This window comes from Paraburkholderia sp. SEWSISQ10-3 4 (assembly GCF_030464785.1).
Classification (GTDB): domain Bacteria; phylum Pseudomonadota; class Gammaproteobacteria; order Burkholderiales; family Burkholderiaceae; genus Paraburkholderia; species Paraburkholderia aspalathi.
Map to the genome: position 1 here is coordinate 36,861 of NZ_JALPRI010000011.1, position 24,184 is coordinate 61,044.

25 protein-coding genes are annotated in these 24,184 nt (G+C 62.5%); 10 read left to right on the forward strand and 15 right to left on the reverse strand.

What is annotated here, in order from left to right; all coding sequences use genetic code 11:
• Position 1 precedes the first annotated feature (1 nt).
• Complete coding sequence (locus tag M0D68_RS20695; RefSeq protein WP_266225190.1) at positions 2 to 2,236, forward strand: xanthine dehydrogenase family protein molybdopterin-binding subunit; 2,235 nt, start codon at positions 2 to 4, stop codon at positions 2,234 to 2,236.
• A gap of 12 nt (positions 2,237 to 2,248) precedes the next feature.
• The gene (locus M0D68_RS20700) at positions 2,249 to 3,529 is read left to right on the forward strand and encodes a cytochrome c (RefSeq protein WP_093638596.1); all 1,281 of its coding nucleotides are present in this window, start codon (positions 2,249 to 2,251) and stop codon (positions 3,527 to 3,529) included.
• A 79-nt stretch (positions 3,530 to 3,608) separates the two neighbouring features.
• On the opposite strand, the gene M0D68_RS20705 is transcribed toward M0D68_RS20700, so the two are convergent.
• From M0D68_RS20705 to M0D68_RS20735, 7 genes are all read right to left on the reverse strand, one after another.
• Positions 3,609 to 4,265, reverse strand: a complete 657-nt coding sequence (locus M0D68_RS20705) for an amino acid ABC transporter permease (RefSeq protein WP_093638600.1) — start codon at positions 4,263 to 4,265, stop codon at positions 3,609 to 3,611.
• A 2-nt stretch (positions 4,266 to 4,267) separates the two neighbouring features.
• Entirely contained in the window at positions 4,268 to 5,023 is a 756-nt protein-coding gene (locus tag M0D68_RS20710; RefSeq protein ID WP_093638605.1) for an amino acid ABC transporter permease, read from the reverse strand.
• 67 nt (positions 5,024 to 5,090) lie between these two features.
• Positions 5,091 to 5,915 carry a transporter substrate-binding domain-containing protein gene (locus M0D68_RS20715; protein ID WP_054036414.1) on the reverse strand — a complete coding sequence of 275 codons (825 nt, stop codon included), beginning with the start codon at positions 5,913 to 5,915 and terminating at the stop codon, positions 5,091 to 5,093.
• A 90-nt stretch (positions 5,916 to 6,005) separates the two neighbouring features.
• The gene (locus M0D68_RS20720) at positions 6,006 to 7,079 is read right to left on the reverse strand and encodes an ABC transporter ATP-binding protein (protein ID WP_266225191.1); all 1,074 of its coding nucleotides are present in this window, start codon (positions 7,077 to 7,079) and stop codon (positions 6,006 to 6,008) included.
• Positions 7,080 to 7,128: 49 nt separating this feature from the next.
• Positions 7,129 to 7,992 (reverse strand): ABC transporter permease, encoded by an 864-nt coding sequence (locus tag M0D68_RS20725; RefSeq protein WP_266225192.1) that lies wholly within the window; start codon positions 7,990 to 7,992, stop codon positions 7,129 to 7,131.
• The gene (locus tag M0D68_RS20730; RefSeq protein ID WP_266225193.1) at positions 7,989 to 8,972 is read right to left on the reverse strand and encodes an ABC transporter permease; all 984 of its coding nucleotides are present in this window, start codon (positions 8,970 to 8,972) and stop codon (positions 7,989 to 7,991) included. Before M0D68_RS20730 ends, M0D68_RS20725 begins: the two co-directional genes overlap by 4 nt.
• Positions 8,969 to 10,063, reverse strand: coding sequence for a PotD/PotF family extracellular solute-binding protein (locus tag M0D68_RS20735; RefSeq protein WP_093638626.1), 1,095 nt, complete (start codon positions 10,061 to 10,063; stop codon positions 8,969 to 8,971). The genes M0D68_RS20730 and M0D68_RS20735 overlap by 4 nt, the downstream gene beginning before the upstream one ends.
• Positions 10,064 to 10,627: 564 nt before the next feature.
• Here M0D68_RS20735 and M0D68_RS20740 point away from each other — a divergent pair.
• Entirely contained in the window at positions 10,628 to 11,521 is an 894-nt protein-coding gene (locus M0D68_RS20740) for a LysR substrate-binding domain-containing protein (RefSeq protein ID WP_093638630.1), read from the forward strand.
• Between the two features lie 47 nt (positions 11,522 to 11,568).
• Here the strand turns inward: M0D68_RS20740 and M0D68_RS20745 are convergent, their stop codons facing one another.
• Positions 11,569 to 12,651: a calcium:proton antiporter gene (locus tag M0D68_RS20745; protein ID WP_093638634.1), complete on the reverse strand. Its 1,083-nt coding sequence runs from the start codon at positions 12,649 to 12,651 to the stop codon at positions 11,569 to 11,571.
• A gap of 436 nt (positions 12,652 to 13,087) precedes the next feature.
• Positions 13,088 to 13,450: a BON domain-containing protein gene (locus M0D68_RS20750; RefSeq protein WP_093638639.1), complete on the reverse strand. Its 363-nt coding sequence runs from the start codon at positions 13,448 to 13,450 to the stop codon at positions 13,088 to 13,090.
• Positions 13,451 to 13,844: 394 nt separating this feature from the next.
• Between M0D68_RS20750 and M0D68_RS20755 the strand changes: the two genes are divergently transcribed.
• Both M0D68_RS20755 and M0D68_RS20760 read left to right on the forward strand, forming a co-directional pair.
• Entirely contained in the window at positions 13,845 to 14,492 is a 648-nt protein-coding gene (locus tag M0D68_RS20755) for a DNA-3-methyladenine glycosylase (protein WP_266225196.1), read from the forward strand.
• Positions 14,493 to 14,765: 273 nt separating this feature from the next.
• Positions 14,766 to 15,110 carry a DUF4148 domain-containing protein gene (locus tag M0D68_RS20760; RefSeq protein WP_093638649.1) on the forward strand — a complete coding sequence of 115 codons (345 nt, stop codon included), beginning with the start codon at positions 14,766 to 14,768 and terminating at the stop codon, positions 15,108 to 15,110.
• 308 nt (positions 15,111 to 15,418) lie between these two features.
• Here the strand turns inward: M0D68_RS20760 and M0D68_RS20765 are convergent, their stop codons facing one another.
• Positions 15,419 to 15,862 carry a CBS domain-containing protein gene (locus tag M0D68_RS20765; RefSeq protein WP_054036399.1) on the reverse strand — a complete coding sequence of 148 codons (444 nt, stop codon included), beginning with the start codon at positions 15,860 to 15,862 and terminating at the stop codon, positions 15,419 to 15,421.
• Positions 15,863 to 16,129: 267 nt separating this feature from the next.
• On the opposite strand from M0D68_RS20765, the gene ribA reads away from it, so the two are divergent.
• Positions 16,130 to 16,780, forward strand: coding sequence for a GTP cyclohydrolase II (gene ribA / locus M0D68_RS20770; RefSeq protein ID WP_054036395.1), 651 nt, complete (start codon positions 16,130 to 16,132; stop codon positions 16,778 to 16,780).
• 144 nt (positions 16,781 to 16,924) lie between these two features.
• On the opposite strand, the gene M0D68_RS20775 is transcribed toward ribA, so the two are convergent.
• Together M0D68_RS20775 and M0D68_RS20780 are read right to left on the reverse strand one after the other, a co-directional pair.
• The gene (locus M0D68_RS20775; RefSeq protein ID WP_200619226.1) at positions 16,925 to 17,125 is read right to left on the reverse strand and encodes a hypothetical protein; all 201 of its coding nucleotides are present in this window, start codon (positions 17,123 to 17,125) and stop codon (positions 16,925 to 16,927) included.
• 26 nt (positions 17,126 to 17,151) lie between these two features.
• Positions 17,152 to 18,072, reverse strand: a complete 921-nt coding sequence (locus M0D68_RS20780; protein ID WP_266225197.1) for an NAD(P)H-binding protein — start codon at positions 18,070 to 18,072, stop codon at positions 17,152 to 17,154.
• A 207-nt stretch (positions 18,073 to 18,279) separates the two neighbouring features.
• On the opposite strand from M0D68_RS20780, the gene M0D68_RS20785 reads away from it, so the two are divergent.
• The 3 genes from M0D68_RS20785 to M0D68_RS20795 all read left to right on the forward strand — a co-directional run bounded on the left by M0D68_RS20785 (position 18,280) and on the right by M0D68_RS20795 (position 21,478).
• A complete protein-coding gene (locus M0D68_RS20785) occupies positions 18,280 to 19,215 on the forward strand; it encodes an AraC family transcriptional regulator (RefSeq protein ID WP_211703775.1) in 936 nt (311 codons plus the stop codon).
• Between the two features lie 105 nt (positions 19,216 to 19,320).
• Entirely contained in the window at positions 19,321 to 20,415 is a 1,095-nt protein-coding gene (locus M0D68_RS20790; protein ID WP_211708747.1) for a triacylglycerol lipase, read from the forward strand.
• Between the two features lie 4 nt (positions 20,416 to 20,419).
• Positions 20,420 to 21,478: a lipase secretion chaperone gene (locus M0D68_RS20795; RefSeq protein ID WP_266225199.1), complete on the forward strand. Its 1,059-nt coding sequence runs from the start codon at positions 20,420 to 20,422 to the stop codon at positions 21,476 to 21,478.
• Between the two features lie 28 nt (positions 21,479 to 21,506).
• Here the strand turns inward: M0D68_RS20795 and M0D68_RS20800 are convergent, their stop codons facing one another.
• The 3 genes from M0D68_RS20800 to M0D68_RS20810 form a co-directional block, all read right to left on the reverse strand.
• The gene (locus tag M0D68_RS20800) at positions 21,507 to 22,334 is read right to left on the reverse strand and encodes an anti-sigma factor (protein WP_266225201.1); all 828 of its coding nucleotides are present in this window, start codon (positions 22,332 to 22,334) and stop codon (positions 21,507 to 21,509) included.
• Positions 22,331 to 22,849, reverse strand: a complete 519-nt coding sequence (locus M0D68_RS20805; protein WP_093638677.1) for a sigma-70 family RNA polymerase sigma factor — start codon at positions 22,847 to 22,849, stop codon at positions 22,331 to 22,333. Before M0D68_RS20805 ends, M0D68_RS20800 begins: the two co-directional genes overlap by 4 nt.
• A 143-nt stretch (positions 22,850 to 22,992) precedes the next feature.
• Entirely contained in the window at positions 22,993 to 23,718 is a 726-nt protein-coding gene (locus M0D68_RS20810; protein WP_266225203.1) for an anti-sigma factor, read from the reverse strand.
• Positions 23,719 to 23,885: 167 nt separating this feature from the next.
• On the opposite strand from M0D68_RS20810, the gene M0D68_RS20815 reads away from it, so the two are divergent.
• Positions 23,886 to 24,155, forward strand: a complete 270-nt coding sequence (locus M0D68_RS20815; RefSeq protein WP_200619231.1) for a DUF4148 domain-containing protein — start codon at positions 23,886 to 23,888, stop codon at positions 24,153 to 24,155.
• The last annotated feature ends 29 nt before the right edge of the window (positions 24,156 to 24,184 follow it).

The following is a 24,184-nucleotide window of genomic DNA, read 5'->3' on the forward strand; positions in this document are numbered from 1 at the left end:
CATGTCCCAGGGATTGCTCGATTCACAAAACGGCGCGCAGCCGCCGAAGGGCGGCATCTCGCGCCGCACCTTCCTCAAATTCGGCATCACGGTGGGCGCGGCAACCGGCGGTGGCTTGCTGCTCGGCTTCAGCATGCCGGCCGCCAGTCAAGACCAGAAGGCCGGCAAATCCGTGATCGGCGGCGATGGGGATGAAGCGCCACAAAGCGGCGTGTTCGCGCCGAACGCTTTCATCCAGATCGACACCGCGGGCAAGGTCACGCTGGTGATCCCGAAGGTCGAAATGGGGCAAGGCGTCTACACATCGATCCCGATGCTGATCGCCGAAGAGCTCGAAGTGCCGCTCGATTCGGTCACGCTCGACCACGCGCCGCCGAACGAAAAGCTCTTCATGGATCCGCTGCTCGGCGGCCAGCTCACCGGCGGCTCGACGTCGATCCGCTATGCATGGGAGCCGATGCGCCGGGCTGGCGCGACTGCACGCACCGTCTTGATCAGCGCTGCCGCGCAGCAATGGCAAGTCGATCCGGCGAGCTGTCACGCGCAAGCCGGGCAGGTGATTCATGCGGCGAGCAATCGCAGCATCGGCTACGGCCAGCTGGTGACGGCCGCAGCCAAACTGCCCGTGCCGCAGAACGTCAAGTTGAAAGATCCGAAAGACTTCAAGGTGATCGGCACCGCGGTGAAGCGCCTCGATTCACCCGAGAAGGTCGACGGCACGGCGATGTTCGGACTGGACGTGCGCGTGCCGGACATGGTCTACGCGGCCATCGCGAACTGCCCGGTGTTCGGCGGCACGCTCGCGAGCGTCGACGATACCAACGCGAAGAAGATTCCCGGCGTGCGCCAGGTCGTCAAAGTGGATAACGCGGTCGCCGTGATCGGCGATCACACGTGGGCCGCCAAACGCGGTTTGCAGGCGCTCGATATCAAATGGAACGAAGGCGCGGGCGCGCAGATCGGGATGAAGCAGATCGTCGACGATCTCGCCAAGGCCGCGCAGCAAAACGGTGCGGTGGCGCGTAAAGACGGCGACGTAAACAACGCGTTTTCAAACGCGAAGACACGCGTCGACGCCGTGTATCAGCAGCCGTTCCTCGCGCACGCCACGATGGAGCCGATCAACTGCACGGTGCACGTGCGGCCCGACGGCTGCGATGTCTGGCTCGGCTCGCAGGTGCCGACGCGGGTGGTGGACGCCGCGGTTGCCGTCACCGGGCTGCCGGCGGACAAAGTCGTCGTGCACAACCATCTGATTGGCGGCGGCTTCGGCCGGCGGCTCGAGTTCGACATGGTCACGCAGGCGGTCAAGATCGGCAAGCAGGTGTCGACGCCGGTGAAGGTTGTCTGGACGCGCGAAGAAGACATCCAGCACGACATGTACCGGCCGTATTACTACGACAAGATCTCCGCCGGCCTCGACGCGAACGGCAAGCCGATCGCGTGGCAGCATCGGATTGTCGGCTCGTCGATCCTGGCGCGTTTCGCGCCGCCCGCGTTCAAGAATGGTATCGACCCGGATGCGGTGGAAGTCGCCTCGGATCTGCCGTACGACTTGCCGAATCAGCTGATCGACTATGTGCGCCAGGAACCGCATGCAGTACCGACGGCGTTCTGGCGCGGCGTGGGGCCGACGCGCGGCACCTTCGTGGTCGAGAGTTTCATCGACGAGCTCGCCACGCAGGCGAAGATCGATCCGGTGAAATATCGCCAGGATCTGCTGGGCAAAACGCCACGCGCGCTCAACGTGCTCAATACGGCCACGCAGGCGGCGAACTGGGGCAGCGCGGTGCCGAAGGGTCAAGGGCGCGGCGTCTCGGTGATGCATGCGTTCGGCAGCTTCTTTTCGATGGTGGTCGACGTTGCGGTCGATCAGGGCGAGGTGGCCGTCAAGCGGGTCGTGTGCGCGGTCGATTGCGGGATGGTGGTGAATCCGAACACGATCGAAGCGCAGGTACAGGGCGGCATCATCTTCGGCATCACGGCGGCGCTCTACAGCGAGATCACGATCAAGGACGGTCGCGTGGAGCAGAACAACTTCACCGACTACCGGATGCTGCGCATCGATCAGGCACCGCCGATCGAGGTGCATATCGTGAAGAGCAGCGAGGCGCCTGGCGGCATCGGCGAACCGGGTACGGCGGCGCTCGCGCCGGCTTTGACGAACGCGATTTTTGCGGCGACCGGCAAGCGGCTGCGGCAATTGCCGGTCGGCAGCCAACTACAAACCGCCTGACTGGAGCCCAACATGAAAAACACACTCAAGGGTTTCGGTGCAGCGCTGTGTGTGGCGTTGCCGTTCCTCACCCAAGCTCCGGTACAAGCGGCGGATCAGGCACTGGTGCAACGCGGCGCCTATCTTGCGAAGGTGGGCGATTGTGTCGCTTGCCATACGGCGCCGAAAGGCAAACCGTTCGCGGGCGGCCTGCCGATGACCACGCCGATGGGCCAGATCTACACCACCAACATCACGCCGGATCAGCAAACCGGCATCGGCAGTTACACGGAAGAGGACTTTGCGAAAGCGATGCGCGAAGGCGTCGCGAAAGACGGGCACAACCTGTATCCGGCGATGCCGTACCCGTCATATGCGAAGGTCAACGACGACGACATGAAAGCGCTGTATGCGTACTTCATGAGCGGCGTCGCGCCGGTGTTGCAGGCGAATCGCGAGCCGGACATCAAATGGCCCTTGAACATGCGTTGGCCGTTGAAGTTCTGGAACATGGTGTTCCTCGAGAAGGGTGCCTATCAGGACAAGCCGGGCAAGGATGTCGCGTGGAATCGTGGCGCGTATCTGATTCAGGGCCTGGGGCATTGCGGCTCGTGTCATACGCCGCGCGGCATCGCGTTCCAGGAGAAGGCGCTGGACGAAAGCGGCAGCGCGTTCCTGACGGGCGGCGTGCTCGACGGCTGGTTCGCCGCGAACCTGACGGGCGAGCACAACGTCGGCCTCGGTCGCTGGAACGATCAGGATCTGCAGGCGTTCCTGAAGACCGGCGCCAATCGCCATGCGTCGGCATTCGGTTCGATGACCAGTGTGATCAACAACAGCACGCAGGGCATGAACGACACCGACATCGCCGCGATGTCCACCTACCTGAAATCGCTACCGCCGGCGGGCGGCAGTGGCTCGCCGCCTTATACGTACGATCCACAAGCGACGAAGGTATCGCTGAACCGTCCCGCGAACGATGCCGGTGCGCGTGTTTATACGGCGTATTGCATGCACTGCCATGGTGTCGACGGACGCGGCTTTGCGCCAATGCTCGCGCCGTTGGCTGGGAATCCGAACGTGCTGGAGAAGGATTCGTCCTCGCTGATCAATGTGACGCTGAACGGTACGGAGGATCTGGTGATCGGCGGCATTCCCGCGCCGTATCCGATGCCGAAGTACGCACCGGTGCTCAACGACCAGCAGATCGCCGATGTGCTGACCTTCGTGCGAGCCGGGTGGAATAACGGTGGGTCGCCTGTCACGGCGGGTGACGTAGCGAAGTTGCGAAAGTCGACTCAAGCGGCTCGATAGAAGTGTCGGGCTGACAACAAAAAAACGGCAACCGTTTTACACGGTTGCCGTTTTTTATAAACCCGTAGAAAAGATAGCGTTAGCGGTGCTGCCCCACCTTCTGTCGCTTCTCCAGCACCCGCGCGTACCAGGTCAACGGGAAACACATCGCGAAGTAAATCATCGCGACCATGCCGTAGATCGGGAACGGGCGGAATGCTGCGTTGGTGATCATCGTGCCGGTCTTGGTCAATTCCGTGAAGCCGATGATCGACGCGAGCGCCGTGCTCTTCACCACTTGCACGAGGAAGCCGACCGTCGGCGCCACGGCGATCTTCAGCGCCTGCGGCCAGATGATGTAGCGCAGTTGCTGGCTGAACGTCATGCCCAGACTCGCGCCCGCGGCCCATTGACCACGCGGCACGGCTTCCACGCAGCCGCGCCAGATATCGACCAGATACGCGCTGGTATAAAGCGTCAGCGTGACGGTTGCCGCGACCCAGGGCGAGACATCGACACCCAACAGAGGCAGGCCGAAGAACGCCAGAAACAGCTGCATCAGCAGCGGCGTGCCTTGGAACACTTCCACATACACCACCACGATTCGCCGCAGCCACGGCAACGGCGACACGCGCATCGCGAGCAGGATCAGCCCGACAATGCCACCACCGACAAACGCGATCAGCGACAACAACACCGTCCAGCGGGCGGCGAGCAACAGATTGCGGGCGATGTCCCACAGCGTGAATTCGACCATGATCAGCGCTCCGTCGGCAAAGTGCGGGCGGCGGTGCGCCACATCAGGCGGGTGCGCCAGTTACGCGGCGCGCTGTCGCTGCTGCCGCCGCGAGCGACGCGGCCCGCGAAGAGGCCACGGCCGAGCCGGTTCATGAGTTGCCGCAATACGATCGACAACACCAGATACGTCGCGGTGATGATCACGTAGCTCTCGAACGAGCGGAAATTGCGCGACTGGATGAAGTTGGCCGCATAGGTCAGATCGGGCACCGAAATCTGCGAGACCACCGCCGAACCGAGCATCACGATCAACACCTGGCTCAGCAGCGCGGGAAACACGTTGGCGACCGCCTGCGGCAGCACGACGTAGCGAAATACTTGCCGTCCATGCAGGCCGAGCGCTTGCGCCGCCTGCACCTGACCGCGCGGAATCGAGTCAATACCGGCGCGCACGATTTCGATCGCGTACGCGCCGAGATTGACGGTCATCGCCAGAATCGCGGCCTGCACCTCGTCGATATGAATGCCGAGGCTCGGCAAGCCAAAAAAGATGAAGAACAACTGCACGATGAAGGGCGTATTGCGGATCAACTCGACGTAAGTCGCGACCACCCAGCGCGCCCACTTCGGCCCGGCGACCGCAATGCTCGCGCCGCCAATGCCAACGAGACCGCCGAGAACGGTGGACACGGCGGTCAGCCCCAGCGTGACGGCGACGCCGCGCGCGAGCAGCCCCGCATAGAGGCCGAAGCCGCTGAAATCGAACGCATAAGTCATAGCGTGGCGCTCATCGTGTGGTCAAACTCCGGCGCGGGCCGGCCTTGCCGGTCCGCGCAATAAAGGTTCAGAGGTCGGCCGGCAGCGGCGCACGCAGCCATTTCTGCGAAATCGCGTTCATGGTGCCGTCCTTGCGGGCCTTGGCAATCGTTTCGTCGACTTTCTGCTTCAGACGCGGCTCATTCTTGTTCAAACCGACGTGATCCGGCGAGCTGAATAGCGAGAACTTCTGTTCGGGATCGTTCGCCGGATGACGCGCGAGAATGGTTGCGCCGACGTCGTTGCCGACTACCATCAACTGTACCTGACCAGAAAGAAACGCCGAAATTGCGCCGTTAGGATCGTCGAATCTTTTGATGTTCGCGCTGGGGGGCGCGATTTTGGTCACGCTCAGGTCTTCCAGCGTGCCGCGCGCAACCGAAATCGACTTGCCGGCGAGGTCGGCGGCGTTCTTCACGGGCAGCGTTTTCGGGCCGAAGACGGCGAGGTAGTAGGGCGCGTAGGGCTGCGAGAAGTCGATCACCTTTTCGCGTTCCGGCGTCTGGCCGACTGAAAGCAGCATGTCAGCCTTGTGGTCGGCGAGGTAGGCCATGCGGTTGTCGCCCGTCACCTGCACAAGTTCGACCTTTGCATTGAGCGACTTGCCGATCAGGTTGGCGACGTCGATGTCGTAGCCCATCGGTTTCATGTCCGGGCCGATCGAACCGAACGGCGGGTAGTCCTCGAATACGCCGATGCGAACCGTGCCGGACTTGGCGATGTTGTCGAGCGCGTCCGCGTGCGCGGCCGACGAAAATGCGCACAGTGCGCCGAGGCCAGTGAAGGCGAGTGTCGCGGCGAGGGTCGCGAAGACACGGCGTGCGTTCGATTGAGCAACTTGGGGCTGATTCATGGTCTTTCCTCTGTCGAAAACTCGGTATTGGAATGGGTTTCAGTGAACGCTTCAGCGACGCGTTTCGATGCCTTGCGTCAGCGACACGTTTCAGTGCGCCGCACGGGCGGCGATCAGTTTGCACGCATGCGGTGGCAATTCCGCGAACACCGGCATGCCGAGCGTGAGGCCCGGCGTTTCGCGCGGTGTGGTCGCGGCAGTCAGCGTGAATCCTGCGCAATCGATCGTGGCTTCCAGCGACGCCCCCACGTCACGGATAAAAGTCACCGTGCCGGCGAGCCGATTCTGCCCGGCGTCACCGGACGCTGTTTTGACGCACACGTCTTCCGGCCGGATCAGCAGACGGATATCGCTGCTGGACTCCGGCATCCGCGCCGGTTGCGCAACCGCGATGCGCGTTCCGCCCGGCAGACTGACGCTGCCCGCGCCGTCGTAGCTGACCGGCAGGATGTTGCCGAGGCCGATGAAGTCAGCGACGAATTCGCTGACCGGATCGCGATAAATATCGAGCGGCTTGCCGACCTGCGCGATCCGGCCTTTTTCCATCACCACGATCTCGTCGGCCATCGTCATCGCTTCACGCTGGTCGTGCGTGACCATGATCGTCGTGATGCCGAGACGCTGTTGCAGCAGGCGAATCTCGACCTGCATCGCTTCGCGCAGCTTGGCGTCGAGCGCGGAGAGCGGTTCGTCGAGCAGCAGCAGTTTCGGTTGCGAAGCGATCGCACGCGCAATCGCCACACGTTGCCGCTGGCCGCCGGAGAGTTGCGTGACTGGCCGGTTCGCCATGTGCGGCAACTGGATCAGCTCCAGCAATTCTGTAACACGGCGCGCTTGCGCATCTTTCGCGGTCTTGCGCAGCTTCAGCGGATACGCGACGTTCTGCGCCACCGTCATATGCGGAAACAGCGCAAGCGACTGGAACACCATGCCGAAGTCGCGCTGGTTCGCAGGCAGATGCGTGATGTCGCGGCCTGCAAAATTGATGCTGCCCGAGCTCGGCGTTTCCAGCCCCGCGATCATCCGCAGGAGCGTGGTCTTGCCGCAGCCGGACGGCCCGAGAAAGCACACCAGCTTGCCGTCGGGCACGCTCAGATCGACGCTGTCGACGGCATAGGCCGCGTTGAAGCGCTTGGTCACGGCCTGCAAGGTCAGATGGGTCATCGAATGCTCCAGCAAAAAGGCGTCAGCGCAGCGCGAATCGAAAGGGCGGTCAAAGCGCCACCCCTTCGTCGCCGATCAGCTTTTCGAGCAGCCAGATCAGCGCGAAGTCGATCGCGACGATGAATACGGCAAAACAGAATACGGTCGGATCGAGCGACGACACCGTGCGGCTGTAGAGCCACACCGGCAGCGTCATCGTGTCGATGCCGTACAGGAAGAAGGTCACCGTGAATTCGTTGAACGAGACGATGAACGCGAACAGCATGCCGGCGAGAATGCCGGGGCGCATCAGCGGCAGGATCACGTCGATCAGCGCGCGGCTCGGGCTCGCACCCATCACGCAGGCCGCTTCCTCGAACTCCGGGCCGATCGAGGCCACCGATGCCGCGCAATTTTTGACGGTGAACGGCAGCGCCAGAATCACGTGCGCGATGATCAGGCGGAATACGCCGAGTTCGATCGGCAGCACGTTGAACACCAGCAACAGCGACAAGCCGAGCATCACCAGCGGATAGACGAGCGGCAACGCCACCAGTTGTTCGACCGCGGGTTTGCCGCGAAAACGGTAGCGGCTCAGTGCGTAGGCGGCGGGCACGGAGACGAGCGTGGCGATGACCATCGTCGAGAGCGCGACGATCAGGCTCGTGCTGAGCGCGGCGCCCATCGAGAGGGAGTCGCTTGCATCCGGCGAGACGAAGCTGTGCCACGCCGCGCGGTACCAGTGCAGGCCGTAGGCGTGCGGCGGGAATTCGAGCGTGTCGGCCGCGCTGAACGACATGGTGATCATCGTCAGGATCGGCAGTGCGGCGAGGAACAGCACGATGGCGGCGAGCAGCGCGGTGGCTTTGCCGAGCTGGCCGGGCATGGTGGTCGGCAAACGCGGCAGGCGCAGGGATTGAAGTGGCGTGCTCATGCGTGAGGCTCCTCGGCGAGACGTTGTGTGCGGCGCACGAGGCGCTGCGACAGTGCCATCACGGTAAGTGTCGCGACCATCAATACGACGCCCGATGCCGAAGCGGCGGGCCAGTTCAGCAAGGGCGCGACCTGGTCGTGGACCAGCACGGCGAGCATCGGCACGCGGCGTCCACCGAGCAGCAGGGGCACGGCGAAAGCGCTGGCGTTGTACGCGAACACGAGCAGAGCGCCGGACACGAGCCCCGGCATGGCGAGCGGCAGCAACACATGACGCAGCGTTTGCCAACGCGTTGCGCCGAGCGTGGCCGCGGCTTCTTCATACGAGCTCGAAACCGCACGCATCGCGCTCGACAGCGGCAGCACGGCCAGCGGAAACGCCGTCTGAATCAGGCCCAGCAACACGCCGTGTTCGCGATACAGCCACATCACCGGGCGGTCCACGAGGCCGCTGCCGAGCAGCGCGTGATTGAGCAGACCGGCCGGGCCGAGAATGATCAACCAGCCATAACCTTGCAGCAGCAGATTGACGAGCAAGGGCAGCAACACACCCGCGAGCAACAGCCGCCGCGCGAGCCGCGACTTGGTGCGCGCCATCGCGAGAGCGACGGGAATCGCCAGCAGCACGGCGCAGACCATGCTTTGAAAGGCGAGCCGCAACGTGAGCCACAGCGACTTCAGGAAATAACCGTCGATGAGATCGGCATAGTTCTGCAGCGTGAAGCCGCGCCATTCGTTGCCTTGCGTACCAAAGCTCATGCGCAGCACGACGAGCGCTGCCGCGCCGAGAATGGCGAGAAACAGCAGGATCGGCGCGAGCAGAATCCAGGGGCGCGCTTTCGCGAGCGCCGAGGACGCCTGCTCGTCCGGTGCGCGGGAAGCGGCGCCGGGCGAGCCGGAAGCCGCGCCCGGCGCATCACCCGACGCAGCATCCGACGCCGATGAGGCACGCCGCGAAAAACGCGCGAGCATCGCGGTCATGCCGAGAAAATTTCGGTGTAGCGTTTGATCCACGCAGGCTGCACGACGGCGAGCGCCTTGTCGTCATGCAGGATTGCTTTCTCGGCGATCTGCTTCGGGCTCGGCACGAATGCGCGGCTCTCAGCCGGAATCACCGCTTTCGAGTTGACCGGTCCGTTCAGCACGTCGGCAGCCATGCGGCCTTGCACGCCGGCATCGAGCGAATGGTTGATGAAGGCGTGGATCAGATCGCTGTCGGCGGGGTGCGACTTCGGGATCACCGTGAACATCAGTTGCGTGGCGAAGCCTTCCTTCATGCCGTAGGTCACGCCCATCTTGTACTCGGGCTTGCGGATCTGGTCAGGGAAGAAGGCCGGCGAATAGATGCCGCCGATATCGAGCGAGCCGGTGCGGAACAGATCGGCTACCTGATTCGGGTTCTCGCCGAGCGTCATCACGTGATCTTTCAGTTCCATCAGCTTCTTGAAGCCCGGCTCGATGTTCTGTTGCGAGCCGCCGTTCATTTTCGCGGCGATGATCGCGAGGTCCACCGCTTCGGCCCACTCGGGTGGCGGCAGGAAGAGGCGTCCGGCGTACTTCGGGTCCCACAGTGCTTCGTACGAAGACGGCGCCGTCTTGACCGTCGACGTGTTGTAGATCAAGCCATCCGACCACAGCAGATAACCCACGCCGAAGCCATTCGCGCCCGTGCGGTATTGCGGCGCGACCTCCTTCAGGTTCGGCAGCTTGTCGAGATCGGGCTTCATCAGCAGACCCGCGTCGCCGAGACCCGCCGCGCCGACGCCGGCCAGCGTGATGACGTCGTAAGTGGGACGATCGCCCGCGGCCTTGACCTTGGCGACCATGCCGGAGGTGCCGTCGGCGCGGTCGGCGATGACCTTGGCGCCGGTCTTCGCCGTGAACGTGGCGGCGATGTTGCGCAAGGCGGCGGCGCCGGTGTCGTCCGACCAGGTCAGCAAGCGCAGTGTCTTGCCGGCGAAGTTGTGCTCCTGTGCCCGCAGATTGACGAACGGCATCGGCAAACTGGACGCCGCGAGTGCTGCGCCGATTGCCTTGATGGCCTGCCTTCTACCCCGTTTGATCTCTTGCATGGCGGTCTCCTGTGTTGAACGCCTGTTGCCTGGTGATATTCGCTCTGACCGCTGCCGCTGCATCGCCCATTTGCGCTGCCTGCCTTACTCGACCCCACGTACCCAACCTCACGCGCTACCGGCTGCGTTGCGTGTTGATGCACTCTAGGTTTGTCAAAATCCCTCAACAAACGAAATATGCGCATGGAGCGCATGACGGAATCTCATGGGCTGGCGCTTGTGCGACGCTAGCCGCGGCTTGGCTGCGATCCGTGGGAACGCCAATCCAGTGGCGTATCGGGGTTAACGTCCATGATTTTTTCGCGCGGGCGGCCCGCTGGGAGGTATGAGGAAAGCTCGGTTCTGGTGCGGTGTCTGGCGGCATCTGCCCTGAGTCGGTGCAAGCGGGCGCGCTCAGGCCGGAATTGACAGCCCTGTCATGAGCGAAATGCATGCATATTTGCTCGCGCGCAACGCGTGAAAAATATTCTTATCGCGTATTCTGTTGGTTCAAGGGGCGTGACGGCAGCCAACACCGCCCGCCCACGCAATGACTTTTCCTGATCCCTGACCGGACTCATCCAGATGCGACGTCTCCCGCCGCTCAATGCGCTGCAGATTTTCGAAACCGTGGCGCGGCATCGCAGCTTCACACGCGCCGCTGACCACCTATGCCTGACACAGGGCGCGGTAAGCCGGCAGATCATCGCGCTCGAGGACTACTACAAGTTTCCGCTCTTCAAGCGCCATGCGAAAGGCCTGACGCTGACCGCCGAAGGCGAATTGTTGCTGCCCGCGGTCAAGGAGAGCTTCGCGCGTATCGAAGAGATATCGCTGCGGCTCACGCGTCAGCGTACCGATCTCGCGCTGAAGGTGCCGACCTGCGTGATGCGCTGGATGTTGCCGAAGATCATGCGCTTCCAGGCCGAGTATCCCGAGCTGCATGTTCAGATCACCACCACCTGGCAGCACGACGTCGACTTCCAGCTCGAGCCGTTCGACGCGGCGATCATCTATGGCTCGTCACCGGGCGCGGACGTGCAGGCGGTGCCCTTATTCGAGGAGCGTCTGACGCCGGTGTGCGCGCCGGATCTGTTGAAAGACAAACCGTTGAACGAGGTGGCGGATCTGGCGCGCCACACGCTGCTGCATCCAACGCGCGACCATCGCGACTGGAAGATGTGGCTTGCCAGGGTGATCGAGGTGGATGCTGCGAATGCGCCGGCGATCGACGCTGAACACGGCCCGAGCTTCGACACGCTCGACATGGCGACCAACGCCGCCTTGCAAGGCTTCGGTGTCGCCATCAGCGATCTTGCCCTGATCGACGAAGACGTCGCGGCCAAGCGTCTCGTGCGGCCGTTCGATACGGTGCTCAAGACCGGCTGGCGGTACTACTTCGTGTATCCGGATTCAGTCGCGCATCAGCAGAAGCTGAATCTGTTCCGCGACTGGATTGCGGAACATTGGGAGGAGTAAGGAGAGGGGCCGCTCGTTTGCGAAGAGCGTGGCCCCGAGCCTTATCGTCAGGGCGCGAAGGACAGAAACAGATACGCCGCGAACAGCGACAGATGCACGGCGCCTTGCAGAATCGTCGTGCGTCCGGAACTGAGCGTCAGGGTGCCGACGATCAACGTGAGCATCAGCAGCACGGTTTCCTTGCCGTCGATGCCGAGAATGAGCGGCTGAGCAGTCCACAAGAACACGGCAGCGACCGTCGGAATAGTCAGCCCGATACTGGCCAGCGCGGAACCGAGCGCGAGATTCAGGCTGTTCTGCAAGCGATCGGCGCGCGCCGCGCGCACGGCGGCAAGCCCTTCCGGCAAGAGCACCAGCGCGGCAATGATGATGCCGACCACCGCCGGCGGCGCGCCCGCGTTCTTGACCGCTGTTTCAACCACCGGCGAGAGCACTTTCGCGAGCAATACGACGGCGACGAGGCACACCACCAGCAAGCCGCCCGCTGCCAGCGCGACACCGATGCTCGGCGGGGCGGCGTGGACGTCCTCGTCGGGAACGTCGGCAAGAAAGTAGTCGCGATGCCGCACGGTCTGAACGAACACGAACACCCCATACAACACCAGCGACGACACCCCCGCGAACGCCAGTTGCGACGATGACAGAACCGGGCCGGCGCTAGTCGTCGTGTAGTTCGGCATCACCAGAGTCAATACGGACAAGGACGCGAGTACCGCCAGCGCGGCCGCCGCGCCACGACTTTGAAAATCCTGCTCGCGATGCCGGATGCCGCCCACCAGCAGGCAGATGCCCACGATCCCATTACAGACGATCATCACCGCGGCGAACACCGTGTCGCGCGCAAGCCCGGCCTTTTCCGGGCCGGAGGTCAGCATCACCGAAACGATCAGCGCGACCTCGATCACCGTGACGGCCACCGCCAGCACCAGGGTACCGAACGGCTCGCCGACGCGATGCGCGACCACTTCCGCGTGGTGCACCGCTGTGAACACGGCGGCGCACAGCGCGACGCCGATCAGCGCGAGCAGCAGCCCGTTGCCCGGCACGGCATACGCGATGCCCAGCACGATCCAGGCAACGAAGGGCGCGGCGATGGTCCAGCGGGGCAAAACGGTCGCGGGTGTGGTCATTCAGGACTTCCTTTAGATGCGTGTTCTTGTTGCTTGTACGGGACTGATGCGGCGTGCACGCACGGTGTTGACGAGACCTGGGAGCGAGCGAAGATGCTAAACCAGCTTGTCAACAACGTGCTCTAACGCATTAAATTATAAAGGATAATTCTAGGCGGTCCGGATTTTGTCATCCGGCACTACAGACGATTGTGCCGACGCACTGGCGAAGGTGACAAGGCAATCGGCGGCTGTTCCGCATCTGAAGGATTGAGTGACGCAGGATTGCGCGGACAATGCGGCGCGGTTTTGATGAGTGAAACACCATCGGCAGACTAAAACTGCCGGGTTGGCAGCGTCAGGCGTCAGGGAAAGAAACAGGCTGCTTCGGTTCGGACGCACCGCCTCGTGATGAAGCGATGCGTCCGGATAAAGCGTTACAGCTGACCGACGCGGTTTACTGGCCGACCGGACGGATCGAGAGGGCGTTCTTGACCGACGTCACGCCCGGCACGGCTTGCGCGGCCTGGGTTGCCAGGTCGACTTGCGGCTGCTCAGGCACTGTGCCGGCCAGCGTCACTGCGCCGCCACGTGCGCGCACGGTGATGTTGGTCACGCTCAGGCCCTTGGTCTTCGACAGCGCGCTGCGCACTTTACGACCCAGTGCGCGGTTGGCCGCCTTGTCCGCCTTGGCGCTAGGGGCGGACGAAGCCGCGGGAGCCGCCGGAGCTGCAGCGTCGCTGCTTTGCGCGTACGCATTGATGGACGCCAGAACGATCAGCGCACCGCCGACCATCTTGATTGCCTGGAATGCTTTCATTCAACTCTCTCCTATTGTCATGAATACGACGGCCCCGGGATGGGCCGGTGTACTGCACCAGCGGGTACTTCGGGATCAAATCTGAATGGAACGTTGCTGCGGTCGTGCGACTTCTTGCAATCTGTAAGCGGATCAGGCGCGCCTAAGCACACGCATGCCGGCAAAGGCTGTCCTGCAAGCCGGAAACACACGATACTCCAATTAGTGCCATGGTGAATGCGTCGGTGCCTGGAAATGAGGTTTTGGTACAACGAATGGTCCGATGAAGGCAGGCCGATGGCGCTTCGCCGCTTGATGCGGCGCGGGTTGCACGCCCGTTGGCGTGTCCGCTGCACGGGTAGGCCGCGCATTTATCGAACCCAGCGCTTTGCGCTTAACGACTCGTCCGCATTGCATGCCGAATCAGCCTCTACCCATCCTCCCATTGCTTCGTGACGATTTACCGCTCGATACCGTCGCGCTGTCGCGTTTCATGATCGGCAAATATCTGGTGCACGACCTCCCCGAAGGCCGTATCAGCGGTCGGATTGTCGAAACCGAGGCGTACCCGCTCGGCGATTCGACCAGCCACGCATTTGCAGGCCGGCGTCCGTATAACGGTTCGATGTTTCTCGCCCCCGGCCACGCTTATATTCGGCTCACGTATGGGCTTTCGTACATGCTGAACATGTCCGCGGAAGCGGAAGAGGTTGGCGCGGGTATTCTGATTCGCGCGATCGAGCCGCTGGAAGGTTTGCCGCTGATGGAGGCGCGGCGGCCTGGCGTGCCGCTGCGCGATCTCGCGCGCGGGCCCGGCCGGCTCACCGTGGCCTTGGGAATCGATCAGTCGTTTGACGGCCGCGATCTTTGCAGCGGACATGGCCTGTGGATCGGTGTGATCGAGACGGGCGATGTGCCGATCGGCGTGACGACGCGCATCGGCTTGTCGCGCGAAATGCATCGGCCGTTGCGGTTTTTCGAACCCGGCAGCGCGTTCGTTAGCGGACCGCGAAAATTGCTGCTGCCACCGCATGCCGAGGCGTTGACGAGTCCGTCAATCTGACCATTAGCGTCAGGCAGCAATGCGGCAAAACACGTTCTGTGGGGACGCATTTTCGAACCATCAGACAGAAAGGTTACGATCCCGACAATTATTACGGTAAAACGAAGCCTTCAATCGTCTTTGGCGGTAAGTTTCGCCACACTCTTGCGTTTTGAACAATTATCTATCTCACAATTAAGGGTTTTCCCGCGATGATTGGGTGACTAGACTGAAATCACTCGCTTCTCACATGGTGTGGCAAGCGAAGCTAAAAAACAGATCTGGAGGTAAGTCATGAAATCGCTCATCAAGGCAATCGCCGTTGCAGCCGTTCTCGCCGTCCCAGTAGCTTCGTTCGCTCAATCGGGCGATCAGCCCGCGACCCGCGCAGAAGTCCGCAGTCAGTTGATTCAGCTTGAACAAGCGGGCTATAACCCGGCCGCCAGCAACGACACGAACTATCCGAGCGACGCTCAAGCCGCCGAAAGCCGTGTGCAGGCGCAAAATCCGGCAGTCGCGCAAACGCAGGAACCCGTCGCGGATACCAGCGGTTATGGTGGCGCGGTGAGCGGTTCGTCACAAGCGGGTGGCGTCTTGCAACCGACGTCCGGCCCGAAGTCGGTTTATTTTGGTAACTAAGTTTGGTAACTGAGTTTGGCAACCAAGTTTGGAGGCCGGCTGGTCCGGCCGGCAGTTGATGTGACCGAAGCGGGGCGTGCGTAAATTAGCTGAGCGCACGTTCCGCCGTTCCGCGAGCAGTCAGCAGTGATGCGGCGAGCCACATGCGCGCTTTATGCGGCGCGCATTCTCGCGGTCCACAATTCAGGAACCTCCGCTGCCGAAAGGTAGCTTCGCCCAACCTTTTTCAAGGATTGGGCTTTTTTTGCGCCCCATTCGGCAGTGCGCGAAGCCCGCCGTGTGGCGCGACCTGCGATATGCCGCGAACCTCAGGGGCGTTCGCCGTGGATATAGAACTCGAGTTGCTGAATGGTGAATTGCTGTTCGGCGATGATGTTCTTCACCAGATCGCCGATCGACACCATGCCGACCAGGCGGTCGTTTTCGATGACCGGCAAGTGGCGCATGCGCCGTTCGGTCATCAGAGCCATGCAATCATCGGTGGTCTGGTCAGGGCGGACAAAGCGCACGGCTTTGCTCATGATGTCGCGCACCGGCGTAGCCTTCGACGAACGATCCATCAGGACGACCTTCCGCGCATAGTCCCGCTCCGTAACGATCCCGGCGATGCTGTCGCCGTCCGTCACGACCAGTGCGCCGATGCCTTTTTCAGCCATCAGCTTGATCGCGTCGTAGACGGAATCGTCGGCCCCGACGGTAAAGACGGTGGTGTTGTTCGGTTTAGTTTTAAGAAGCTGTGCAACGCTTGTCATGGAGCAACTCCGTTTCGCAGTGCAGCACGCCGATGCGGCGCGCTGTCGTGAGGGACAGGCTATTCCAGTATAGGCGCGGCGCGCGGCGGAAGGACCTCGGGAATACCTGTGGCGCGCAATGCGTTTAACTCAGATAGCCATGTGATGCGCGTTGGTTTGGCGCGCGGCACGCGGGCATCCGGGCGCGGTGTGCCGATTAGCGGTAAACTGCCGGTCCATACCGCATCCCAATTTTGCGGGTTCATGTCAGCACCATTGTCCAACGCCATGCTCACGTCTCACGATCCGTCGCAAGCAACAGACGGCGCACCCAGCGGCGAGTGCGTCGTCCTCGACGCTACCGCCACGCTCCCCACGCGCTACGGCACGTTTACCTCCTACGTGTTTCGCGTGGCCGATAGCGGCGCCGAACATCTCGCGCTCGTGATGGGCGACGTCGCAAACCAGTCGTCCGTGTTGACGCGCCTGCACTCCGAGTGCCTGACGGGCGACGTGCTCGGCTCGTACCGCTGCGATTGCGGCGAACAACTCGATCTGGCGCTGCGCTACATCGCGGCTGAAGGCTGTGGGGTGCTGCTGTATCTACGCGGCCACGAAGGGCGCGGCATTGGCCTGTCGAACAAGATCCGCGCGTATGCGTTGCAGGAGCAGGGCCGCGACACTGTCGAGGCCAATCTCGATCTCGGCTTGCCCGACGACTCGCGTGAATACGATTCCGCGGCAGGCATTCTGCGCACGCTCAAGGTCACTTCGGTGCGCCTGATGAGCAACAATCCGGAGAAATTCGACACGCTGTCGAAGCATGGCATTCCGGTATGCGAGCGGGTGGCGCTGGCGATTCCGATGCGCGAGGAAAACGAGCGCTATATCCGCACCAAACAATTGAAGTTTGGGCACTACTTCGACGAAAACGAATAATCGGCGCATGCATGCCGGCCACCGTTTGTTTGCAAACGGTGGCCGGCGTTGTGGCGTCGGTTTCGTCAATGTAGTGCGGCCTTGACGCGGTGATGACATCTCTGCGGCGTGTCTACGGCGTATCGAGCCGCGAGCCGCCGCGAATCAGAACAAGCCAAAATCGTCGTTGCTATCCGGGATTGCGTTCAGCACGTCCCGAAGCGCTCGCCAGCCTGTCAGTCCCGCAAGACTTGCCCGGATCGCCATCCAGTGGCGGACGCTCATGGTCGCGCGCGTTCGCGAGATTCGACGCTCCACGATCTTCCGCGATTCCATCGATGCGCGCAGCAAAGGGCAGGTATGCATGTCATTCCTCCTGATACGAGTGCCGTTTAGCGCGCAGTGGCGTTTGCATTTGCAGCTGAAGTTTCAGCGACACGCGCCAGGATCGACGCAAACACGCCCTCTAGCGCAGTCGCGCCGAAGCGCCGCTCGCTGATCTCCGTTTCGACGTCGATGCGGCCCGCGTTATGTGCGTCGTACAGATCCGTGATGAGACGCGCGTGGTTCTCGCCGAGTCCCGCGCCATGAAGCATGGCGGCCCATTCGCTGCGTGGCACTTCGTAGGCCGTGATCTGACGGTGCGCCAATGCACCGAGTGTGCGTGCGACATCTAACGCGCTGATGCGCGTTTCACCTTCGATACTCACCACTCGTGGTGACACCTTCGCCGGCCTGTCGTCGAGCAATAGTTCGGCGGCCAGCAGTCCGACATCCTCTGCAGCAACCGTCGGAAACATCTTGCTCAACGGATGATGCAGACTCGGCAGCACGCCTCTGGCGAGTGCGACCGGCAGCACGCGCGCCCAGTTGTGCATGTGTTCGGCTGCGCGCAGAAACGTCAACTGCGAGTCAATGGGCGCAAGTTGCGTTTCGAGGGCGTGGAAGAGCGTCGTGATGCCGGTGCCGCTCGCGTGTTCCGCGCCGTAGTCGGACAGCGCGAGCACGCGTTGCGGCGGGTTGGCGCGCAAAGCGCCCGCGCTCACGTCGATCATGCGCCGCATCGTGGTTGCGGGATCGGCGTCCGCGTGCGGCACTGGACACAGTATCTGTACCGCGTATGCGCCCTCGATAGCGCGCGCGACCGAAGCCGGATCGAGCAGATCGGCGATGGCGATTTCACAGCCGATTTCCGCTAACGCCTTGCCTTGCCTCGCGTGGCGCACGACCGCGCGCACTTCGCGGCCCGCCCGGCGCAACGCCGCCGCACTCACTCTGCCTACATTGCCTGCTGCTCCAAAGATCACGTACACGTTGAGCTCCTTCCTGGGTCGGTATGCGGCCATCTTAGGGAGACGCGGACGGAGAAACGCGCGGGCACGGATCGTCATGCGCAGATTCGGATGATTGTTTTTCCTTGTGGCGGCGCAGCACGCGTGTTGAGGCGGTGCGCGCCAAGCGAAAGAGCAAAAAACGCAGCACAATGCACACACATTGGCCGCCATCCACGAGGGAAAGCAATGAACGCCGTGACACCGATACCGCAGCCGCACAGTGGCTCCCGCATCGCGCTGCTCTCGAGCAAGACGCTCGGCTGGCAGGGCTTCGGCGCGGAACTGGTCAACGTGTCGGCCGGGCTGCACCGGATTCCGGCGCTCAAGCATCATCGCGTGGGTGTGCATGTCGGTGCGCCGGTCAAGGCGCGTTGCGTGTGCAATGAGCGCCGCTATTCGCGGATTCAGGCGCATGGCGATGCGGATGTGATTCCCGCGGGCGTCGACGGGCAGTGGACCGATGAAGCCGACTGCACGATTTTCAGTGTGTGGATCGGCGAAGACTTCGCGCAGCGGACCGTGGAACAGCTGGAATTGAAGACGAGCGAAGCGCGGCTTCGTCCGCAGTTCCAGATGCGTGACCCGCGTTTTCAGCATCTGGCCTGGGCGTTACGCGCGGAACTCGAAGCGGACGATGCGTCTGATCCGCTCTACGCCGAAAGCCTGTGTACAGCAATGGTGGTGCGGCTGATCGGCAACGCGCCGGCGCTCGACAAACTCGAAAACAAACGTCGCACGCTTGCGCCGAAAACTGCAGCTCGCGTGATCGAGTTTATCGAAGCGAACCTCGATCAGCGCCTCACGCTTGGCGAACTGGCAGTGCATGCTGAGTTGAGTGTCCCGCATTTCAAGGCGCTGTTTCGCGAAACGCTCGGTATGCCGGTGCATCAGTATGTCGTCCAGCGGCGCGTGGAGCGGGCGAGAGCGCTATTGCTTCAAGGCAGGTTGAGCGCGAGTCAGATCGCGCTGGAAACGGGCTTTGCGCATCAGAGTCATATGGCGCATTGGATGGGGCGGTTGTTGGGCGTTACGCCGCGCGAGTTGGTCAAGTCAAGCGCGAATCCAGGCAGCATTGTGGAACTCGACGCCTTCAATGCCCGTCGCATTGCAACACCGCGATAGACCTTAAAAACGCACTGCAGCATAAGCAGTTTGGAGGACCGGCTCTATTGCCCTCGATCGATTTGTATAGCTAAATACGCGGACTTCGCAACCGGAGGCCGTCACATGTCGAAATCGAAGGGTTCTCGCATCGTCGCCTGGGCGATCGCGGCCGCTCTCGCCAATGCGCCGCTCGCTGTGCTTCTCACCATCGCCACTCCGGTTGCCATCGAGCGCGCAGTCGCCGCGACGTCGACCACCAGCGCCGATGATTATGCGGCAACCCGCTATCCCATCGTCCTCGTCCACGGCCTCACTGGGACCGACAAATATCTCGGCGTGCTCGACTACTGGTACGGCATTCAGTCCGACCTCCAGCAGCACGGCGCAAGCGTGTATGTGGCGAACCTGTCGGGCTTTCAGAGCGATGACGGTCCGAACGGCCGCGGCGAACAGTTACTCGCTTACGTGAAGCAGGTGCTGGCCGCGACCGGCGCGCAGAAGGTGAATCTGATCGGCCACAGCCAGGGCGGATTGACCTCGCGCTATGTTGCGGCAGTAGCGCCGGAACTCGTCGCTTCGGTCACCACGATCGGTACACCGCATCGCGGTTCGGAGTTCGCCGACTTCGTGCAGGACGCGTTGCAAAAAGATCCGACCGGTCTTTCGACACCGATCATCGGCGCGTTTGCGAATATATTCGGCATCCTGACGAGTAGTAATCACAATACCAATCAGAATGCGGTAGCCGCGCTGCAGACGCTGACCACGGCTAACGCCGCGGCCTACAATTTGCGCTATCCCAGCGCCGGCCTCGGCGCGCCCGGTTCATGCCAAACGGGCGCCGCGACTGAAACCGTCAACGGCAACACGCATCTGCTGTACTCGTGGGCGGGCAGTGCGATTCAGCCGACCTCCGTGCTTGGCATCCCCGGCGCCACTGACACCAGCGTCGCGCCAATCGATTCCGCCAACCTCCTTGATGCTTCGACACTCGTCCTGTACGGCACCGGCACGATCATGCTGAGCCGCCGGTCGGGACAGAACGACGGACTCGTCTCGGTGTGCAGCGCACTCTACGGCAAGGTGCTCGGCACGAGCTATAAGTGGAACCATCTTGACGAGATCAACCAGTTGCTCGGCGTGCGCGGCGCGAACGCGGCCGACCCGGTGGCAGTGATTCGCACGCAGGCCAATCGCCTGAAGACGCAAGGCGTGTGATCGGATGCGGCGATTGGATCGGCAGCAGGGTAGCGCGCGCGGTCAGTGGCTGGTTTTCGTGGCGGTGGGTGCGGTGTCGGCCGGCGCGGCATTGTGGTTGAACCGCCCGCCGTCCGCGCATGATGCGTCAGCGTTGCACGCGGTGAATGCAGCGAGCTCTGCGCAACCCGCGCTTGCTTCGAGCAAGGACATGGTGGCCGGCACGTCGACTGCCGGCGCATTGCCCGCTTCGCTCGACGGTTCGTCGCCACCGCATCTTCCAACCGATGGCCGCGGCCACCTCGCGCGCTCGCGTGCGGTCCGCGATTTCTTCGATTATTTCCTGACGGTGCAAAACGAAATCTCCGCTGCGACGCTCGATGCATTGGTGCGTCGCCAGATCGCCGCGCAACTCGACGGCACGCCGGCCGCCGACGAAGCGGTGACCGTCTGGCAGCGCTACAACGCTTATCGCACGGCGCTCGACCAGTTGCCACAAACCTCACCGGTCCAAAGCCAGAACGGCGCAAAGCTGGACCTCGACGCGCTGCAACTCGCACTCGATCAGCGCGATGCCTTGGGCACCCGTTTGATGGGCGAATGGAACGAGCCGTTCTTCGGAGCCGAATCGCAGCAGCAACATACGGATCTGGCGCGTCTGCGCATCGCGTCAGACGATTCGTTGAGCGCGGCGCAAAAAGCGGCGCGTCTCACCGCACTAGACGCGACACTGCCGCCGGAAACGCGCGCAGCCCACGAACGAGCGCGCCAGCAACAGGCCGCACTCGACGCGATCAGTCAAGCGCAGAAGCAGGGCGGTTCGCTCGATACGATGCGTGCGCAGATCACGCAGACACTTGGGCCTGAAGCGGCGCAGCGCGTCGTGCAGATGCAGCAGGCTGACGACGCCTGGCAAGCCCGCTACGCGGACTATGCGAGCCAGCGCGCGCAGATCGACAAACAGGGTTTGTCGCGTCAGCAACGCGACGCGCAGATTGCGCAGTTGCGTCAGCAATTCTTCACTAATCCGAGCGACGCGATGCGCGCGGCGTCGCTCGATCACGGTAGCGGCTCGGCAAACTGAACCCGCTATCGCGATCTGATGCAGCATCTCAACCCGGTGCGGCGCCCGTCAATTGCGAGTACACGTCATGCGACAGTTGCAACAGCACCTTGCGATCGATCCCGCCTGACACCGCATAGCCGAAGTCGCCGTCGACCCAGTAGAACACGTTCACTGACCCGTCCTGATACAACTTGAACGCAGTGGTATTCGAATTCACCTGACGGTGCGAAATGCACAGCGTTACGCGTTCGCCATTCGGCCCGCGATACATGAACTGCGCGGTCGGTCCATCGGCGCCCGGCAACAGGCGGCCGCCCGAAAGATTGAAACCGCTTTTGGACAGCATCGGCGGATGCACGTTGGTGCCGAGCCGGTTTGACAGCCACTGCACGAAATCCTGCTCATGATCCGCAGTCATTTCGGCCGGACGGTCGACGGCGGGCATATAAACCACATGCGCCACCGCGGCCTGCCGCGCAAACATTTCCGAACTGTCCGCACTGACCGGGCGCGTGTTCGACTGACCGGCGACCGGCGCCACGACGTCCTGCCCCATATGCGTGCCGACGCCGATGCCCACGCCCAACACCAGCGCCGCCGCCATCCCGGCGAACTGCGGCCAGTTGGCGGCTATGCGCCAGCGGCGCCCGCTGGCCAGAGGCGTTTGCAGACGTTTGGGCACGGGCTCGCTCAGCACGCGGTCATAGCGGTCATGAAACATATTGTTCAGCGAGAAATAATCGCTGACGCGTGCGGCCAACTCGGGGTTCTGTTCGAGCGCGCGCTCCACCTCGACGCGTCGTTCGTCGGACAGCGTGCCGTCCACGTACGCGTGCAGTTCTTGTTCGCCGATCGGCGTGTGTTGGTCGCTCATCGCACCACCTGTAGTTTTGCACCGGGCTGCGTGCCCGCCATCAATGCCCGAAGCCGCTCACGCCCGCGCGACAGGCGCGACATCACCGTGCCGATCGGAATGTTCAGCGCCAGCGCCACGTCGGCGTAGCTCATTTCCTCGAGACCGACCAGCAGCACGACTTCGCGCTGCTCCATCGGCAGACGCTGCAGCGCGTAGTCGAGGTCGCGCATTTCCAGTGAACGGGTCTGGTCGGACTGCACGGCAAATTCGCTTTCGTGGACGCTGTCGTCGTCGACCGCCACGTGTACCGCGCGCGCCGAAGCCTTGCGCGCCTGATTGGCGAACACGTTATGCATGATCGTGAACAGCCACGCACGCAGGTCGGTGCCGGGCTGGAACATGCCGGTTCGGCCGAGCGCGCGTTCGAGCGTGTCCTGCACCAGATCGTCGGCGAGATCGCGATTGTTGATCAGCGCTCGCGCATAGCGCCGCAAGCGCGGCACATGCTCCATCAACTCGTCACGGACATCCATTTTCTATCCCAATCGTGGGGCTTCTCGTAGGCGCCGGGTGGGCAGCCGTCGATTGAACCACCACGCGTATTCGAGGTGCAAACACACGTGGGCACATTTTATTCCGTTGTTTTTGTCGCGTTGCGCAAAAATCTGGAAAGGGCTTAGCGCATCGTCATCACGTCGGCGGCGCGCATCAGGCCGTGGGTGCGGGCGTCGCCGGCGACCACGAAGCGCTGCCATTGCACCGTCCAGGTCAGCAACCTGATCTCGCCGATGCGCAGGGCGGCCCACTGCGGCTGCGCCGGCGCCAGCGGTGCCAGCGAGGAAATCAGCACGACGGGGCGGTTGTCGCCGTTCAGATAAATGAATTCGGTGGCGCGTTGGAGTGGACCGAGCGATAGGACCCTTTGATCCACCAGTCTCAACCCGATCGCCGCGAGGTTGGGCGCGGACACGTCGGTTCGCGTCGGCGAGGCAGCGGAATAGTGTGCGGTGGCGGTTTCCGCCAACGCCATTACGGCCGCATTGTTGAGTGCCTGCCGGGATACCTGGGTGGCGGCCAGCCAGCCGCTCGCGGCGATCAGCGTCAGAACGAGCGCCACGACAGCGTTCACCACCTTGCCCCGGCGTTTCCCGGCCTGTAGCCGCCCGAGTACACCGCGCCATCCTTCGGCGCGGGTCGAAACGGGTTCGTCAGTTGTTTGGAAGGCCTGCTGCATCTGCGCGTTGAGCCTGTCGTAGAACGCTACGCGGCGTGCTTCCGCCGGATCCTTGCCCAGATAGTCCTGCAGAAACGCAGCGCGTTCCGGCGTCAGCGTGCCATCGGCGTAGGCCTGAATGTCGGCTTCGGAAGGCGGTGAATCGGAGGGAGGAGCGGTTGAGGTCATGGTTTCGGCATTCGTCGGATTTCAGCTATCGAGTGGCGAACACACGCAGGTGTGAGTTTATTCCACGTTCGAAGTTTGTTTTTTACGAAGCGCCAAGGCAGGAATAAAAGCCGGAAACCCGTGGTTATCCCTCATGCAAACCCGCACAATACTCTCTGGAGTTCATCATGAAGAAGATCGCTTTTGCCGCATTGTCCCTCGTCGTTTTCGCTGCTTCGTCGAGCGTTTTTGCAGAAGGCAAGACACGTGCTCAGGTGTACCAGGAATTGATCGAAGCCCAGCAGAACGGCCTTGACTATGTCACTGATACATCGTATCCGGAAGTCAACCCCATCTTCGCCCAGCAGGTCGCGCACAACAAGGCAGCACTCGCCGCCAAGGCGGCCGCCGCGAACCATGTCGCGAGCGGCGCCGCGACCGCAGGCAGCGTCAATTGACCGTATCGATAGCCGGCGCGCACACGGAA